This window comes from Streptomyces sp. NPDC030165 (assembly GCF_055573595.1).
On record NZ_JBVIBD010000027.1, the window covers coordinates 22,271 to 39,188 of the forward strand.

General features: G+C 70.3%; 13 protein-coding genes. 8 read left to right on the forward strand and 5 right to left on the reverse strand.

Going from position 1 to position 16,918, the window contains the following annotated elements; translation table 11 throughout:
* Positions 1–70: 70 nt before the first annotated feature.
* The 5 genes from ACZ4Z1_RS35560 to ACZ4Z1_RS35580 all read left to right on the forward strand — a co-directional run bounded on the left by ACZ4Z1_RS35560 (position 71) and on the right by ACZ4Z1_RS35580 (position 7,077).
* On the forward strand, positions 71–3,283 hold the full coding sequence (locus ACZ4Z1_RS35560; protein ID WP_468490802.1) for an amino acid adenylation domain-containing protein: 3,213 nt from the start codon (positions 71–73) through the stop codon (positions 3,281–3,283).
* Positions 3,280–4,581: a cytochrome P450 family protein gene (locus tag ACZ4Z1_RS35565; protein WP_468490803.1), complete on the forward strand. Its 1,302-nt coding sequence runs from the start codon at positions 3,280–3,282 to the stop codon at positions 4,579–4,581. The genes ACZ4Z1_RS35560 and ACZ4Z1_RS35565 overlap by 4 nt, the downstream gene beginning before the upstream one ends.
* Before the next feature lie 124 nt (positions 4,582–4,705).
* Positions 4,706–5,932 carry a cytochrome P450 gene (locus ACZ4Z1_RS35570; protein ID WP_468490804.1) on the forward strand — a complete coding sequence of 409 codons (1,227 nt, stop codon included), beginning with the start codon at positions 4,706–4,708 and terminating at the stop codon, positions 5,930–5,932.
* Positions 5,929–6,150 carry a hypothetical protein gene (locus ACZ4Z1_RS35575; RefSeq protein WP_468490805.1) on the forward strand — a complete coding sequence of 74 codons (222 nt, stop codon included), beginning with the start codon at positions 5,929–5,931 and terminating at the stop codon, positions 6,148–6,150. The genes ACZ4Z1_RS35570 and ACZ4Z1_RS35575 overlap by 4 nt, the downstream gene beginning before the upstream one ends.
* A gap of 462 nt (positions 6,151–6,612) precedes the next feature.
* Positions 6,613–7,077, forward strand: coding sequence for a peptidoglycan-binding domain-containing protein (locus tag ACZ4Z1_RS35580; protein WP_468490806.1), 465 nt, complete (start codon positions 6,613–6,615; stop codon positions 7,075–7,077).
* Between the two features lie 255 nt (positions 7,078–7,332).
* On the opposite strand, the gene ACZ4Z1_RS35585 is transcribed toward ACZ4Z1_RS35580, so the two are convergent.
* Entirely contained in the window at positions 7,333–7,932 is a 600-nt protein-coding gene (locus ACZ4Z1_RS35585) for a helix-turn-helix domain-containing protein (RefSeq protein ID WP_468490807.1), read from the reverse strand.
* Between the two features lie 116 nt (positions 7,933–8,048).
* Between ACZ4Z1_RS35585 and ACZ4Z1_RS35590 the strand changes: the two genes are divergently transcribed.
* From ACZ4Z1_RS35590 to ACZ4Z1_RS35600, 3 genes are all read left to right on the forward strand, one after another.
* The gene (locus ACZ4Z1_RS35590) at positions 8,049–8,885 is read left to right on the forward strand and encodes an EamA family transporter (protein WP_468490808.1); all 837 of its coding nucleotides are present in this window, start codon (positions 8,049–8,051) and stop codon (positions 8,883–8,885) included.
* Between the two features lie 446 nt (positions 8,886–9,331).
* Positions 9,332–10,036, forward strand: a complete 705-nt coding sequence (locus ACZ4Z1_RS35595; RefSeq protein ID WP_468490809.1) for a B3/B4 domain-containing protein — start codon at positions 9,332–9,334, stop codon at positions 10,034–10,036.
* A 103-nt stretch (positions 10,037–10,139) separates the two neighbouring features.
* Positions 10,140–10,781: a histidine phosphatase family protein gene (locus tag ACZ4Z1_RS35600; protein WP_468490810.1), complete on the forward strand. Its 642-nt coding sequence runs from the start codon at positions 10,140–10,142 to the stop codon at positions 10,779–10,781.
* A 1,082-nt stretch (positions 10,782–11,863) separates the two neighbouring features.
* On the opposite strand, the gene ACZ4Z1_RS35605 is transcribed toward ACZ4Z1_RS35600, so the two are convergent.
* From ACZ4Z1_RS35605 to ACZ4Z1_RS35620, 4 genes are all read right to left on the reverse strand, one after another.
* On the reverse strand, positions 11,864–13,072 hold the full coding sequence (locus ACZ4Z1_RS35605) for an epoxide hydrolase family protein (RefSeq protein ID WP_468490811.1): 1,209 nt from the start codon (positions 13,070–13,072) through the stop codon (positions 11,864–11,866).
* Between the two features lie 59 nt (positions 13,073–13,131).
* Entirely contained in the window at positions 13,132–14,025 is an 894-nt protein-coding gene (locus ACZ4Z1_RS35610) for a helix-turn-helix domain-containing protein (RefSeq protein ID WP_468490812.1), read from the reverse strand.
* 398 nt (positions 14,026–14,423) lie between these two features.
* Entirely contained in the window at positions 14,424–15,464 is a 1,041-nt protein-coding gene (locus ACZ4Z1_RS35615) for a vWA domain-containing protein (RefSeq protein ID WP_468490813.1), read from the reverse strand.
* A 382-nt stretch (positions 15,465–15,846) separates the two neighbouring features.
* Positions 15,847–16,719: a LysR family transcriptional regulator gene (locus ACZ4Z1_RS35620; protein WP_468490814.1), complete on the reverse strand. Its 873-nt coding sequence runs from the start codon at positions 16,717–16,719 to the stop codon at positions 15,847–15,849.
* Positions 16,720–16,918 lie beyond the last annotated feature (199 nt).

A 16,918-nucleotide genomic window follows, 5' to 3' on the forward strand; every position in this document is an offset into this window, starting at 1 on the left:
CCTGATGACCCACACGTACGTTTCCTCACGCCCGTTACCCCGGCCCCGGGCCCAGGCCACCGGCACGCCCGTGCCCGACTACCCCCGGGACAGCCGCATCCCGGAGCTGTTCGAGGCACAGGCGGCGGCGCTGCCGCACGCCTTGGCGGCCCGGCACGGGCGGCGCACCGTGACGTACGGGCAACTCGACGCACATGCCAATGCGTTGGCCGCTCGGCTGACCGCCCACGGGGTCCGGCCAGGTGACCTGGTCGGCGTGTGCGGCAGCCGCTCGCTGGAGGCACTGGTGGCTCTGCTGGGCATCCTCAAGGCCGGCTGCGCGTACGTACCGCTCGACGGGGACCTGCCGCCGGCCCGGTTACGGGCCATGGCCGAGGACGCGGGGCTCGGTGCCGCGGTCACCTTGCCGGGCAGTACGCGCCGGGTGCGCGGTCTGCGCGTATCGGTCGAGGTCGGCTCCCTCGACCGGCCCGCCGCCCCCCGTGCCGTATCCGCCCGCAGCGATACCGCCCCCGCCGGATCCGCCGCCGACTGCGCCTACGTGGCCTTCACCTCCGGTACGACCGGCCGCCCCAAGCCGGTGGCGCTGTCCCACCGCGGCGTGGTCCGCCTCGTCCTGTCCGACCCCGGCCTCGCCCCGCCCGCGCCGGGTGACGGCGTGCTGCACGCCTACGGCCTGTCCTCCGACGCCTCGACGATCGAGATCTGGGGCGCGCTGCTGACCGGTGCCTGCCTGGTCATCGCCGACCGGGAGGAACTGCTCTCGCCCGCCGCCCTGGAGCGGCTGTGCCACGAGGCCGGCGTCACCGTGGCGTACTTGACGACGAGCGTCTTCCACCTCGTCGCCCGGACGCGCCCCGAGGCACTGGCCCCGCTGCGCTTCGTCTCCGCCGGCGGGGAGGCGATGGACCCGCGCCTCGCGAACGCCGTCCTCGCGGCCTGCCCCGGCACCACGGTGGTCAACTTCTACGGGCCGACCGAGAACGCCGTGGTTTCCACCGCCCACGTCCTTCGCCCCCTCCCCGAAACCGCCGCGCACGTCCCCCTGGGCCGCCCCTTCGGCGCCTCCACCTGCCACGTGCTGCGGCCTGACGGAACGCGCGCGCAGCCTGGCGAGGAAGGGGAGCTGTACGTCGGCGGGGACGGGCTGGCGCTGGGCTACCTCGGCGACCCGCAGCTGACGGCCGAACGGTTCGTGGCACTGCCCGCTGTGGAGCCGGGTGGACTGCTCTACCGGACCGGTGACCGGGTCGTACGGCACGCCGACGGGCTGCTGGAGTACCGCGGTCGGCTCGACCGCCAGGTCAAGCTGCGCGGCGTACGCATCGAGCTGGACGAGGTGGAGACCCGGTTACGAGCCCACCCCGAGGTCGGCGAAGCGGCCGTCGAGGTCGACGCGAACTCCCTGACCGCCTACGTGACGGCCACCGCCCCCGGCCGCCGGATACCGCTGCCCGCTCTGCGTGCGTACTGCGCCGAGTGGCTGCCACCGCAGGCCGTTCCGGCGCTGGTGCCCCTGGACCGTTTCCCGGTGACCAGCGGCGGCAAGATCGACCGTACCCGCCTGAAGTCCGCCGCGGCTTCCCCCGGCCCGGGGGAGTCGGCCGTACCACTCCCCGGCGCCGGCAGCCGCACCCCCGCGCAGCCGACCGTTCCGGTACCCCGCCCCGGAAGCACCAGCGCGGCCGCGCACCGTCCGTACGAACCGGAGTCATCCGGCGACGGCCTGCTCGGCCTCCTCACGGAAGTGTGGCAGCAGGTGCTGCGCGTCCGGCCCGTCCCGCAGGACGACTTCTTCCTCCTCGGCGGAGACTCCCTGCTCGCCTCGGAGGCCGTCACCCGCACCCTCGCCGTCCTCGGCCTCGACGCCGCCCTGGGCTCCGCCCTCATCAGGGCCCTGCTGGCCGCGCCCACACTCGAAAGCTTCACCGCCGCCGTACGGGAAGCCCGCGGCGGCGTCGGCGGACCGGCGGGCGCGGCGGAACCGGCCGTCGACTTCGCCGGGGAAACCGAACTCGGCTTCACCCTCCCGCCCGCCGAAGGCCCGGCACCGCGCCCGCACGATGCGAAGGACATCCTGCTCACGGGCGCTTCCGGATTCGTCGGCGCGTTCCTGCTGCACCGGCTGCTGCACGCGACGGCCGCCCGCGTCCACTGCCCCGTACGGGCCACGAGCCCCACGCACGCCCAGCAGCGGGTCCGTACCGCGCTCACCCGCTACGGGCTGCGCCTCGACGAGACCGACTGGCAGCGCGTGGAGTGCTTCCCCGGAGACCTGACCCAGCCACGGCTGGGACTGGCCGCCGAACACGCCGAGGCACTGGCCCGCTGCCTGGATCTGATCGTGCACAACGGGGCCCGGGTCAACTTCCTCTACCCCTACCAGCAGCTGCGCCCGGCGAACGTCGACGGAACCCGCGAGGTCGTCCGGATCGCCGCGCCCCGTCGGGTGCCGGTGCACTTCGTGTCGACCGTCGCCGTCGTCGCCGGATTCGGCACCGCCGGGGTACGCGAGGTGGACGAGGACCTGCCGCCGGCCCACGCCGACGGGCTGACCATGGGGTACGCGGAGAGCAAGTGGGTCGCCGAAGGAGTGCTGCGGCGGGCGGCCGAACAGGGCCTGCCGGTGGCCGTGTACCGGCCGTACGAGGTCACGGGCGACCGGGCGCACGGCGTGTGCAACACCGAGACGGCCATCTGCTCGCTGTTCAAGATGATCGCCGACACGGGCCTGGCCCCCGACATCGAGCTGCCGATGGACTTCGTCCCCGTCGACCACCTCGCCGAGTCCCTGGTCCACATCGCCACCCACCGCCCGGCCGACGGCCGCGTCTACCATCTGACCAACCCGCGCCCCGCGATGCTGTCGGACGTCCTGGACCGGATGCGCGCGGCGGGCTTCACCCTGCGCACCCTGCCGTACGACGCATGGGTCGGCGAACTGGTCCGCCACGTCGCCGAGAACCCGACGAGCGCCACGGCGCCGTTCGTGTCCCTGTGCGTGGACCGCAGCCGCGCCGCCGACATGTCCGTCAAGGAGATGTACCTCAAGGGCACCTTCCCCGTCCTGGGGCGGCGCAACGCCGAGGAGGCGCTGGCCGGCAGCGGACTGCACTGCCCACCGGTCGACTCCGCCCTGCTGGACCGTTACCTGGAGTACTTCTTCGATTCCGGGTACCTGGCGCGTCCGGCACCGGGAGCCGTGACCGCACCAGGGCCCGCCTCCGTGCCGCGTCACGGCACCCGGAGTACCGCCATGACAGGAAGGGAACAGACCCGATGAGCCGGCCCGAAGCCTTGGCCCCTGAAGCCCCTGTCCCCGAAGCCGGGGGCATCGCAACCGATGACCTCGCAGGCACCACCCCCGTTCCCTTCGCCCCCGACACCCTCGTCCCGGTCCCGGAGGTCGACCCCGGCACCGCCGGACCGCCGTGCGCCTACGCCCGCCTGCGTACCGAAGCGCCCGTCGTCAAGGCCCGGCTGCCCAACGGCGAGACGGGCTGGCTGTTGAGCCGCTACGAGGACGTGCGCGCCGCGTTCGCCGACCCCCGGCTCGTACGGCCGCTGCTGTCGGCCTGGCCGCCCCGCGAGGGGGACGACGCCCCGCCGCCGTGCCTGCCGACCTTCCTGGAGATGACCGGCGCGCACCACGAACGCGTACGGCGTACCGTCCTGCCCATGTTCGGCCGGCGGCAGCTGGCGTTCATGGAGCCCCGGATCCGTGCGATGGCCGGTGAACTCGTCGACGCGATGGTGGCCGGGGCGGACGGCGGCACCGCGGACCTCATCGCCTCGTACGCCGACCCACTGCCCCTGCGGGTGCTGTGCGAGACGGTCGGCCTGCCGTACGAGGACCGCGAGATCTACCTGCCGCACACCCTCGCCCTCCTGGGCGCGTCCGGACTGACGATGCAGGAGGTGCTCGCGGCCCTGTACGCCCTGCAGGACTACGCCGGCGACCTCATCACCCGCAAGGAGCGGGACGGCGACGGCGAGGACTACATCCGGCTCCTGCTGGCCCGGGCCCGCCGGCCCGACAGCGAGATCACCCGGGACGACGTCGTCAGCTTCGTCGTGACCATGCTCATGGCGGGCTACAAGACCAACATCCAGCACACCGGCAACGCCCTGCTCACGCTGCTCACCCACCCCGAGCAGCTGCGGCAGCTGCGCGAGGCACCGGAGCGGATCGGCACCGCGGTGGAGGAACTGCTGCGCCACGTTCCGCTGATGAACGCCATCAACATCCTCGTGGCGACCGAGGACCTCACCCTGCGCGGACAGCACATCCGAGCCGGCGACGCGGTCGTACCCGTACCGGCGTCCGCGAACCGCGACCCGGAGGCGTTCACCGAACCCGACCGCCTCGATCTGACCCGGACCCCCAACGCGCACGTCGCCTTCGGTCACGGCCCCCACGCGTGCACCGGCGGGCACCTCACCCGTATGCAGCTGGCCATCGCGATCCAGGTGCTGCTGGAACGCCTTCCCTGCATCGAACTGGCCGTTCCGGCGGAGAGCATCGACTGGGACGAATCCACCCCACTGCGCGCACCGGCCCGGCTACCCGTGCGCTGGTGAGATCTCGTACCGCCCGAGAGCCCCGAGAACACTGACGACCGGGCACCCCACACGGGCTCCCCCTCGTAGCCGCGTCCAGCAAACAGACAGCCGCCTCCCACAACCAGAAAGGGGCCCACCCCACGTGACCACACCACAAGCGACCACGCCCGGCCCGGACGCGCACGACGAGGCCCTCCCGCACTACCCCTTCAGCACCCGGGGCGACCGGCTCGCCCCCGAACTCGACGAGCTGCGCGGCCGCTGCCCGGTGACCCGGGTCAGTACCAACTCAGGTGAACAGGCCTGGCTGGTGACCGGCTACGAGCTGGCCCGCGACATCCTGCGCGACCGCTCGTTCGCCCGCTCCGTCCTGGCCGAGGCGGACAGCCCCGCCCAGGACACCCCCATCCTGGCGCCCGAACTGCTCGACGCCATGAACCACCTCCAGCAGGCCGGACTGCGCGACGAAGTGCTCCAGGCCCTGGGCCGCGACCAGCCCGAACTGCCCGCCGACTGGGTCGCGGCCATCACCGGTGAGGGCCTGGACACCATGATCCGCGAAGGCAGCCCCGGCGACCTGCAACGCCATTTCGCGGAGTGGGTCGCCGCCCAGTGCATGTGCCGGCTGCTCGGCCTGCCCTTCGCGGACCGCGACTGGCTCGCCGTACGCGCCGACCTGGACCTGACCATGGTCACTCCGACCCCCGAGGAACTCGCCCGCAACTGGGAGGAGATCCGCGCGTACATGGACGCGCACATGGCCGGCCGCCACCCCGGCCGGCCACGCGGCCTCGCGGACCGCCTCGCCGACCTCAACGCCGCCCGCGAAGGACTGACGTGGCGGCAGCTGTCGAACATCCTGGCCGTCCTGTTCGTCAGCGGTTACGAGGATTTCGCGAGCTTCCTGGGCGTCGCGGCGTTCAACCTGCTCCAGCGCCCCGAGATGATGAGCGCGGTGCGGGCCCGGCCGGAGATGATGCCGCAGTGCGTGGAAGAACTCCTGCGGTGCAGCGTCGTCCTGGGCAACGCGATCCCCCGCTTCGTCACCAAGGACGCGGACCTCGGACCGGCGCAGGTGAAGGAGGGCGAAATGATCCTGCTTTCCCTGGACGCGGTCAACTTCGACCCGGCCGCCTTCCCGGACCCCAAGTCCTTCACCGCCACCCGCACCCCCAATCCCCACCTGCGCTTCGGCTACGGCCGCCACCACTGCCCCGGCGCCCACCTGGTCCGGCGCCAGTCCGACATCGCTTTCCGCGTCCTGCTCGACCGCCTGCCCGGCATCCGTCTGGCCGTACCCCCGGCCGAGGTCCCCTGGCAACCGAACCGGATGGCCATCATGCCGGCCGAGGTTCCTGTGACCTGGTGATCCGTACGAGCGGCCCCGCAGCCGGCGACGCCATGGAGACCGGCTGCTGCACCTACCGGGGAGCGGGAGACCACGGCGGCGCCGGCTGGTACATGGCGAAGGAGGCCGACGGCGTCACCCTCAAGCCAGGCCTGGTGCGTGATGAAGGCGAACAGGTCCGCTACCTCGACGACCTCATGACCGTCTTCGAGGAGGAGGACATCGGCTCCGTCTTCTGATTCGGCTTCGCCGGCTTCAGCACGCCCCACCGAGCGGCCGGACCGGACGAGGCCCTCGCTTCCTACGGCATTGTCAAGTCCTCGACGAGCACAGCGGTTACCTTGCCGACCGGGGTGGCGGCGCTGTCCTTCCTGCGGACCGTGATCGCGTCCATGGCACTGACGCTGGTGGTCGCGCCCACGAGGGTGCGGCTGCCGCGGCACCGTGACCTGCCGGCTGTCGCCTTGTGCGGGGCCACCGGCAACACCGCCTACCAGGCCCTGATTCCCCGTCTCCGCCCCCATCGTCCTGACCGTCTTCACTGCCAGCCGCGCGAGTACCCGAAAGCACCCTCGCGCGGGGGAGCCCCGGCCGCCACCCGTCCAGCGCGGCGCCCCGTGCATCGCACAAATACACGCTCTTCCCGAATCCGCCCAAGCACCCCAGAATCGACCCGACAGCCCAAAAACAGGGGGGAATACATGCGATCAAGCACCCTGACGAGAACGGTCGTCAGCCTCGCCGCAGCCGCCGGTATCGCCGCCGGCGGCCTGGCGGGCGCCACGTCCGCGTCCGCGCAGGCCGCCCGCCCCGCGCAGGCCACGGTCAGCGCCGCCGACATCGCCCCGCTCGCCGTGAACAACCTCGGCCTGAACTCCAGCGAGGCCACGTGGGTCCAGTGCTGGATCAAGAAGTACTACGGCTACAACGGCGCCCTCGACGGGAAGCTGGGCACCAACAGCTGGAAGGCCATGCAACGCTTCCTCACGACGCACTGGGGTTACAACGGCAACATCGACGGCATCGTCGGTACGAACACCATCAAGGCACTGCAGCGCAACTTGAAGCAGTACCACGGCTACACGGGCAACATCGACGGCATCGCCGGAGCGAAGACCAAGGCCGCGTTCAAGGACTTCGCGGCTGACTCCAGGCCGCACTGCTGAACGACTCCGCATCCGAACCAGTAGCAACCAGTCCCGGCCGAGCGGCGCCCTCCATGCGCGCCGCTCGGCTCTGAACACCTGGCGTCCGCGGATACCTGGCGTCTACGGTGTCCGGGCGGCTCAGAGATCCCCGCGACGGGAAGCAAGAACGTAGGCGCCCCGTCCGCGACGCATGGCAAGCACGAGAGCGAACGCCTCCGGACCCTTCGCGCCTACGCCGCCCCGATACTCGCATCGCATCCATGCACACGCAGGTCAGGCCGGAGAAGCCGGAGCCGCCTGCACCGGACCCGCCGGCAAGTGAACCGTCATGATCAGATGGCAGGTTTCGTCACCCGCGCCGCGGTAGGTATGGGACTTGTCGCCGTCGAAGGTCGCTGTCTGGCCGGCTTCGACAGCGTGCTCGGAGCCGTCGACGATCAGGGTCATGCGGCCGGAGGTGACGCTGACGGTTTCCACGACGCCGGCCTGGTGAGGGTGGCTGGGGTATTCCTCGCCCGGTTCCAGCCGCCAGCGCCAGATCTCGGCCGGGGCCGGGCCCGAGGTCGTGAGCATGAGCCGGGCCTCTCCGCCCCGTTCTCCGGCCCACAGCGGTGTCACGGCAGCGGCATCCACGACGCGGACGCGGCCTTCGGGTGCCCCCTCCATCAGGGCGGACACCGAAACGCCGAGGGTGTCGGCCAGCCTGACCAGGGTCGAGAAGTTGGGATTGCCCTGGGCCTTCTCCAGCCCCACCAGCGCTCCCTTGCTGACCTGGGCGCGCCGGCTCAGTTCGTCCAGGGACAGGCCTGCGCGGGCCCGGGCCGCCTTGACGTTCTGCGCGAGGGCCCGCAGGGCTGCGGCCGTCTCGGCCATCTGATCACCTTCCACAGCTGAACCAATCGAATGCACCGTGCGGTCGTTTGGTTGACATCGCTCGGTCGTTTTGATGTACGGTTTGGTCGTTCCGCTGAATCGTAAGGGATTGCGCTGTGATCGCTCTACTGCTGGCCCTCGGAAGCTCCCTCGCCTACGGATGCGCCGACTTCCTCGGAGGCCTCGGCGCCCGGAAGGCGCACGTGCTGCGTACCGTGATGATCGCGGCTCCGGCCAGTCTCGCGGTCGAACTGCTGCTGTGGCCGGTGCTCGGTGCCTCGTTCAGCGCCGCGGCCCTGGGCTGGGGGACCGCTTCCGGGGTGGCCTCGGCCGCCGCGTTCGCGCTGCTCTACAAAACCCTGGCGATCGGCCCGATGAACGTGCTCTCGCCCGTGACCGCGCTGGTCTCCGCCGCGCTGCCCGTCGGCGTGGGCCTGCTGCAGGGCGAGCACCTGGCCGCTGCCGGGCTGATCGGCCTGCCCCTCGCTCTGGTGGCGGTCGTGCTGGTCAGCGCCGGGCACGGAGCCGGGGCGGCGCGCCCTTCCCGTACGGCGCTGCTGCTGGCCCTCGGTGCGGGCGCCGCCATCGCCCTCCAGCTCGTCTTCTTGCATCAGGCGCCGTCCGACAGCGGGGTGGCTCCGCTGATCATCGGCCGGACGGTCTCCTCGGCCGTCACCCTGGCCGCGGCCGGGCTGATGCGCCGCAGGCTCGGCCCCGAGAAGCCCGCCTACGCGCTGTCGGCCACAGCCGGCGTGCTGGATTCCCTGGCGAACCTGCTGTTCCTGCTCGCCTCCCGCAGCGGAGACCTGACCGTCGTCGCCGTGATCACCGCCCTCTACCCGGCGGGCACGGTCCTCCTCGCCCGCGGAGTGCTCGCCGAACGCATCCACCGCGGCCAGCTCGTCGGCCTGGGCGCCGCCGCCGTCGCCGTCAGCCTCCTCGCTCTCACATGAGGCCCGTCCCGCCACGCCACCGCCCGACGCGGGGCCCCGTACGTACATCGGCCTCTCGGCACCGGCCCATCCCGGACGAAGCACCTCCCGGCCCGTAGCGCGCCATGGCCGCCGCCAACCCACCCAAGGCGCCCCCACCGCAGCCGCCCACTCCCGTACGGGCGGAGGCTGCCCCGCAAACGCGGCCTGAGCCGGTACGTGACCGACGCGAGAACCAAGACCGAAACGACGACCACGAGCCCGCCTCACAGCATGCTGCATCCAGCATTCCGACAACGCCGACCGCCTCACCGCCCGCAACCGGTACCTCGCCACACCCTCGCTGCACCCTCGACACACCCCCACCGCACAGCAGCAACGCCACCATCTCCACCCAACAGCAGCGCCCCTGAAAGCCTTGCCCAGACCCCACCCACCCGTACCCACCGAGGAACGAAGCCCCACCCATGATCTTCCGCATCAGCCCCGCCGTCGCCGACGCTTTCCCCGACGCCCTCATCGCCCTGATCACCGCCACCGGACTGCGCGGCAACGAACCCTGGCCCGCCGCCACCAACGCCCTGGACAACCTGGAGCAGCAACTCGCCGACGGCACCTGGCAGCCCGCCGACGAGTCCGACCCCCGCATCGAGGCGTGGCACACCGCCTACCGCTCTTTCGGCACCAATCCCCGCCGCATCCGTCCCAGCGTCGACGCGCTCGGCCGCCGTATGGCCAAGAAGGGCAACCTGCCGCGCATCAACCCGGCCGTCGACTCCTACAACGCGGTCTCCGTCCGGCACGGCCTCCCCGCCGGGGCCTTCGACCTGGACCACGTCACCGGCGACGTCGCGATCCGCCACGCGGACGGCACCGAGTCCTTCACCCCCCTCGGCGAACCCGACACCATCGAGCACCCCAAGCCCGGCGAGATCATCTACGTGGACACCACCGGTGTCCTCACACGCCACTGGAACCACCGTGACGCCCACCGCACCCGCGTCACCGAGCACTCCACTCACGTCGCCTTCTTCCTGGAAACCCTCCACGCCACCCGCGACGGCCACCTCCTCAAGACCGCCGCGCACGAACTCCAGGACCTGCTCGCCCCGCACGCCGAACAGACCACCGCGCACTACCTGACTCCGACCCAGCCCGGCGTCACCGCCTGACGACCCGGTAAGCAGGCTCCCAAAGCGGCACTGGCCTGAAAGGAAACCCGGTCGCTTCAACAGACTCATGCTCAAAGGCCGCCACCCACAGAAAGGCGCCCCCATGCGCACTCTTTACGTTGTCACGCATCCGGAGGCGACGCACCACGTCGAGGGAGTCGTCGGCGGATGGCATGATTCACGGCTGACGCCCGCTGGCGTCCGCGCTGCGGCCTTCATCGCCCAGGCATTGCGGTCGGAGATTCCGGACGGCGCCGCAGTGCAGCTGTTCTCCTCGGACCTGCAGCGCACCCGGCAGACCACCGCGGAGGTAGCGGAACTGTTCGGCGTAAAACCGGTCCTGGACCGCAGGCTGCGGGAGAAGTCATACGGAGAGGCGGAGGGAAGGCCGCAGCAGTGGCTGGACCGGCGCTTCGTCCCACCGCCGGCTGTCGGAGAGCGAATGGAACACGACGAGGGCGTGCAGGGCGCGGAGACCAAGGCAGCGTGGGCGCAGCGCATCTACGCGGCCATGGACGACATCCTGCACAACACCGCCGAGCATCAGATCATCGTGACGCATGGCGGTTCTCTGACATTCGTCGTGGCCTCGTGGATCAGGATGCCGATCGAATCGTCCGGTTACGCCAGTTTCCGGGCGCCCTCCGGCAGCATCACCACACTGCGCGAAGACGACTTCTTCCACAACCGCCAAGTCGTACGCCTCGGTGACACCCGTCACCTCGACTCCGCCAAATCCGGCTGACGTCGTCCGAACCCACGCCAACGGCCGCCCAATGCCCTGACGTCGATTCTCGTGGTGGACTCAGCGAGTTCCACGCCGTACGGGGATCGGCGCCTCGGTGGTGACAGTACGCGGTGAGAAGTGAGCAGTGGGCTTGGGCCACATTGCTCCCGGTGCCCGGTGAACAGCGCCAGGGGGACGGCGTACTGCCGGAAATGACTGGCGGCCCAGTGCAGTTCGGGGCCGAGGGCGGCGCGGAAGCACGGGCCGTCGTCAATACCGCGGCCTTTGGCCACCAAAGCGGCCATATCGTCCACCACCTGCAGGGAAGGAGACTCGCCACGGGCAAGCGCTTCCGCGGTTGCTGTGGTGGCGTTGGGCATTCCCGGCGCAGAGGGAGGCCTTGTCCGTGGTCGTCCAAACTCCCCAGTAGAACGCGAAGCCGGGGTCGTGGGCGATCATATACAACTCGGCGTAAGCGAGGACGGTTGCGCAAGAGGACGCGTGCCCGGGCTCGGGGCTGTCTGGGCAATGATGGCGTCCCACAGGCGGACCGGCGCGTTGTGCGGGATGACGCGCAGCCACGCATCAGCCAAGTCTGTGTGTACGTGGGGGAGTCGCATCAGGGGCGCGGCCCTGGCCGCCGTCCTCGGCGCAGCGGCACTCGTCGCCGACACCGGTACGGCATCGGCGTCGGTTGCCGATACCCAGGAATGGAAAAACAAGTCTGAGTACGGCAGAGCCTGCATTTACTGCACTGCGGAACAGGTGTGGAATGCGGACCGCTGCGGCAGCCAGCCCGTCAACGACTACTGCTATTTCGTCAAAGCTCACAGCAGCACCTTCCGGGTCTATCACCAGGACGGTCGCTGGGACGAGGTGAAGGCTTGGACGGACCGGGCCTGGATCCGCACAACCTGGCAGCCCGAATTGATGTCTTCTGCTGAAGTCCCAGGTAGGCGGCTGCCCCGGCTACTCGGCCGGGGGCAGCCGCCTACCCGGGCTTTGGCATGTGAAGTGGCGCAGCTGCGGAAAAGCGCCTCGTCGGTATTACGGGGAACGCCGTGCCACTCCTCTGCACATGCCACCTGAAAGAGGACCCGTCACCGCGCGAGACCGCCCGTACGGTGACGCGCGTGCCGGAATGCGGCCCGTATTTCGGCGACCAGCAGGTCCGGCTGTTCCAGGCCGGGGAAGTGGCCACCGCGGTCCATCTCATTCCACGAGCGGAGGTCGAGATAGCGGCGCTCTGCCCAGCGCCGGGCGGTCGGCCACGGCTCGGCCGGGAACAGCGAGCAGGCGGTGGGCGTCGTCACCGGTTGCGCGTTCTCCTCTTCGGCGCTGCGGGGCACCCACCGCATGGTCTCCCAGTACCAGCGGGCGCTGGATGCGCCGGTCCCGGTCAGCCAGTACAGGGCGATGTTGTCCACTTGCTGCGACACGCTCACCCCGCCACCGGCCTCCGGCCGGGTGTCGGCGTAGGCGGCGAACTTCTCACCGAGCCACGCCGCCAGGCCGGCGGGGGAGTCGAGCAGGGAGTAGCCGAGCGTCTGCGGGCGCGTCGCCATGATCATGCCGAAGCCGTAGCCGTCCGCGAGATGGGTGTCGCGCCGTTCCAGCATGCGTTGTTCCACCGGATCCGGTGTATTGCGGTCCTCCGGCAGGGGAGAGGCGAGCGGCATCGTCAGGTGCAGGCCGGCGACGCGCTCGGGCACCTGGCGCGCCAGCTCCGTGCTGACGTACGCGCCCCAGTCCCCACCGTGCGCGCCGAACCGCTCGTAGCCGAGCGCGGTCATCAACTCGGCCCACGCCCGCGCCGTACGGGCGGGCTGCCAGCCGAGCTCGCGCGGACGCTCGCTGAACCCGAATCCGGGCAGCGCCGGCACCACCACGTGAAAGGCGTCGGTGGCGGAACCGCCATGAGCGACGGGGTCGGTGAGCGGCCCGAGGATGTTCTCGAATTCGAGCACGGAGCCCGGCCAGCCGTGGGTCAGCACCAGAGGGAGCGCCGTGGGTTCGGGCGAACGCGCGTGCCAGAACGCGATGTCCAGGCCGTCGAGGCGGGCGCGGTAGTGGGGAATCGCGTTCCAGCGGTCCTCCGTGGCCCGCCAGTCGTGCTGTCGCCAGGCCCCCAGCAGCGTCTGCATCCGGTCGAGTTCGATGCCCTGCGTCGCGTCCGGCACCGTTTCGGGCTCGGGGAGCCGGACCGCGTCCAGACGAGCGCGCAGGAGCGCCAGCTCGCGGTCAGGAATGTGGATGGGACAGGGCTCGATGCGCGCGTTCTCAGGCGTGGTCGCCGTGCTTCCAGACATGGACGAAACCCTAGATACGGGGACCGCCTCGGCCCATGTTTGAGATTGCCGCGATGTGGTCAGGAATTGCGGTACGCCGAGGGACGGGTGCCGGTGTGGCGCAGGAACGCCGTCGACAGGGCGCTGGGGTCGGCGAACCCGCAGAGCGGCGCGATCCGGGCGACGGTGAGGTCGGTGTCCCGCAGCAGACGTTTCGCCTCCTCGATGCGCAGCCCGATGAGGTACCGGTGGGGCGTCTCTCCCGTCGCCTGACGGAACACACGCACGAGATGGAAGACGCTCAGGTGCACCTCGTCCGCGAGGTCGGCCAGAGTGAGCGGTTCAGCCAGCCGGTCACGCATGACCGCGATCGCCGCGCGGACGCGCGCATCCTCCCGCGCGGGCGCTTGCCGGCCTGAGGCCCGGGAGTGACGGGTGAGCAGGTGTACGGCCAGGAAGGCGGCCGAGGCCTCGGCGTACAGGTCCTCGGTCTCCTCCGCCGAGCCGACGGCACGGACCGCCTCCACGAGCAGCGGGTCCCCGGCGGCCACGGAGGCCGCCATGCTCTCGTAGTCCACCGCGCGGCTGCCCAACTGCGCCGCGGTCCGTTCGACGGTGCCGCGCGGGATGTGAACCTGCACGCTGCGCAACGGCCCGTCCCCGCGATAGCGGCGAAGGACCGGCCGGTCGGGAACACCCAGCTCGAGTCGGCCCGGCGCCCAGGTGTGACGGCGCCATCGGTCACCACCGACCCGCGTCTCCATCACGGTCCGGCCGCCCATGGGCAGGACCAGGTGCAGGTCCGCCGCGGCCGGCAACTCCAAGCCCTCGACCACCGGGACGTGGTGAAACCGTTGGACGAGCAACGACTGCCAGCCGGCGTCCTCCCAGCTGCAGTGCGTCCGCCGGACGTAGGCATCCATGTCGAACCCGGCATAGGGCTGGAGATCGAATTGAGCGGAATCGAACACCATGAGGTCGAGACTAATGGAGAGCCGGGGCCCGCCCAACGGATGGCGGAGGTCGCCGAGGCGGGGCCTCGGCGACCAGGGCTGGGCCGGGCAGGGCTCCGCCTCGTACGGCTCCGAGCGCCACGGCGCAGCGGGTGGGCGCTGCCTCCGCTGGCCCGGCTCGGTGGGGCGCGGCATAGCTGCGGCTCCGCTCGGCGTGTTCCTGTTGCTGGTCGGCGCTGCATCGGTGCTTGTGAGCGTGGGCCAACGCGGCGACACGCTGAGGACATCGAAGGCACGTCGAGCCACACGCTGAGGACGCGGAAGAAGGCTCCACCGGACAAACCGGCGGGTCGGCGGACCGGCGGACCGGCGGAGCCTTCGAGACCTCAAAACCCCCGAGACCTCAGCCCCCCGAGACCTCAGAGCATGAGCAGGAGCCGCGTGTGCGGAACCAGCTTCCGGTTCACACTGGTGCTCTGCACGAAGATGGTGAAGTCGTCATTGCGGTCCGGATTGATGCGAACTTCCGCATCCGGCAGACCCAGCAGAGATCGGGCCTCCGGCCCCGTGTAAACCCGGTCCGTCTTCTTCTCCAGCACCGCGATCTGCTTCCGCGCCTGAATCTTCTCCGACTTACTCAGCTGATAGAATGCACAACCGGTACGGTAACTGTGCCCGCATTCGATGACCCACTCCCGTATCGCCGCCGCGCGAGCCACCGGTATCAGCTGGTACTCCGACGGGTTCACCGGGGTGAGGCCGGCCGCCTTGATGGTTTCCTTGTTGACCGCTTCTGCGCCCGTGGAGAACACCGCGCGCGATCCCCGGATGCCTTGGGCCCGGCCCACCATGAAGTTCTCGGTGGCCTGCTGGATGACCTGCCCTGCCTCCTCCAGGCCCTGGGTGCTGGTGGCGTCCCAGATGGCGATGTTGTCCTTCGGGAAGCCGCACTGCATGGCTTCGCGCTTGCCCATCTGATCCGGCACAAGGACGGCCAGCGTCCAGTTGTCCTCCTGCGTCTCGATCATCCTGGCCACGGCCTGGACCAGTTCGCGCGGGTCCCTGCCAGGTGCGTCCGGACAGCGATGGCTCGCGTTCTCCTGTCCGTCGGTCAGTACGAACGTCAGGAAGCTGTGGTCACCGTACAGTTGAGCCGTCTGCGCCAGCTCCCGCTGCGACTTCAGCGTGGCCGCCAGCAGAGCCGTCATTCCACCGACCCGGTAAAGCTGCTTCAGGGACGGCATCCGCAGCACGTCCTTGTCATAGATGACGCATTCCACCGTGTCCGCGAAGGCGTACACCGTGACCCGGGTTTCCTGGCCCAGTTCCTGCGACCGGCGGGCCAAATACGCAATCTGCTGGTCGGCGACGTCGACGACCTTACGGCTCAGGTGTGACATGGACGAACTGGCATCCAACACAAGAGCAACGTGATTGATGTAGTTCTGGTTTCCGGACATGACCGCTCCCCCTCTTCTGACTCGGTGCTCTTACCTTCTCACCCACCACTGACAATCGATCTTGGACTGCGGAGACTGGATGCCGGACGCACCACACCAGGGGGGCCACCGCGCCGCGTCGGTTGTGCGGTCTTCTGCAAGTCGAGTTCACCGTCGGGGGAGGGGGCGGTCTCGGCTAGGCGACATCCTGGCTGCTCACAGCAGAGACTGACCGGGCCTCACCGTCCGCGGCGTCCGTCGGCAGCGGAGTGGCCTCGCCCGCGTCACGACGGCGCCGGTCCTGCCCCCGTGGCAGCGCGTCTTCACCCGCTGAGACGCCCGCCCCCGGCAGCCGTGGCCGGCCCACACCCCAGCGAGAACCGATCGATCTGATCGATCGATGTCACTCGGAAGCCACTACGGAACCGATCGCTTCCGGTCCCGTCTCCAGGGGCTCCGCGTTGCCGGAGCCCCGGCGCAGTATCGCGGTGGCGGTCTCCAGGAAGTTCCGTACGACGCCTGCGCGGTTGCTCTCCGGGGCCGCCAGGCAGGTTCCGACAGGAAGAGCGTCGGCGACGGGCAGGTAGACGAGGTCGGGGCGGGAGTACGAACCCGCGACGCTGAGGGGGACGAGGGCGATGCCCTGCCCGGAGGCGATGAGTTCGAACTTCTCCTCCAGGGAGGACGTGCGCCGCGTCCTGACGTCGAGGATCGGCTCGCCGTCGAGATCGGCGGACGTGAGGGTGTGACGGCCGGCCAGCGGATGCGTCACGGGCAGGCACGCGACCTTGGTCTCGTGGCCGATGGGGACGGTGTGCAGCCCCGAGTCGTCGAAGGGACGCCGGAGGTATCCGACGTGCGCGCGGCCGTCGCGCAGCGGGGCGTCCTGTTCCCACCAGCGCAACGGAAAGACGTCGACCACGACCTCCGGGTGGCCCGCGGTGAAGGCCCGGATCGTGTCCGCGACGTGCAGGCCGGGCGAGAAGGCGACGATGAGCCGCGGTTCGCCCTGCTCGGCTTCGTGGACGCGCCGCAGCGCCGCATCGACCACCGTGGTGATCCTCGGCGCCTCGTCGTACAGCTGCTGTCCCGCGGCGGTCAGCTCGACGCTACGCGTGGTCCGGGTGAACAGCCGGCACCCCAGCTCCCGTTCGAACGCGCGGATCTGCCGGCTGAGGACCGGCTGTGCGATGAACAGCGCCTGTGCCGCCCGGCCGAAATGCCGGTGCTCGGCCACCATGACGAAGTAGCGGAGCTTGCGCAGATCCAGATCCATGCCCTGACGGTATCAATGCGGTCGAAAGGGTATTGGACGTCCGGCCGAACCCCGTCGGAGACTCGTGAACGTCATCACCCTGCGCCCCCGAGGACGAGTACGCCGACTCCGGCGAGCCCGCACCCCGCGGCCACGGTCGGCCGATCCCCCTCACCCGCGGGCGCGAGCACGTAGGCGAACCGGCCGCATTCGGTTGAGG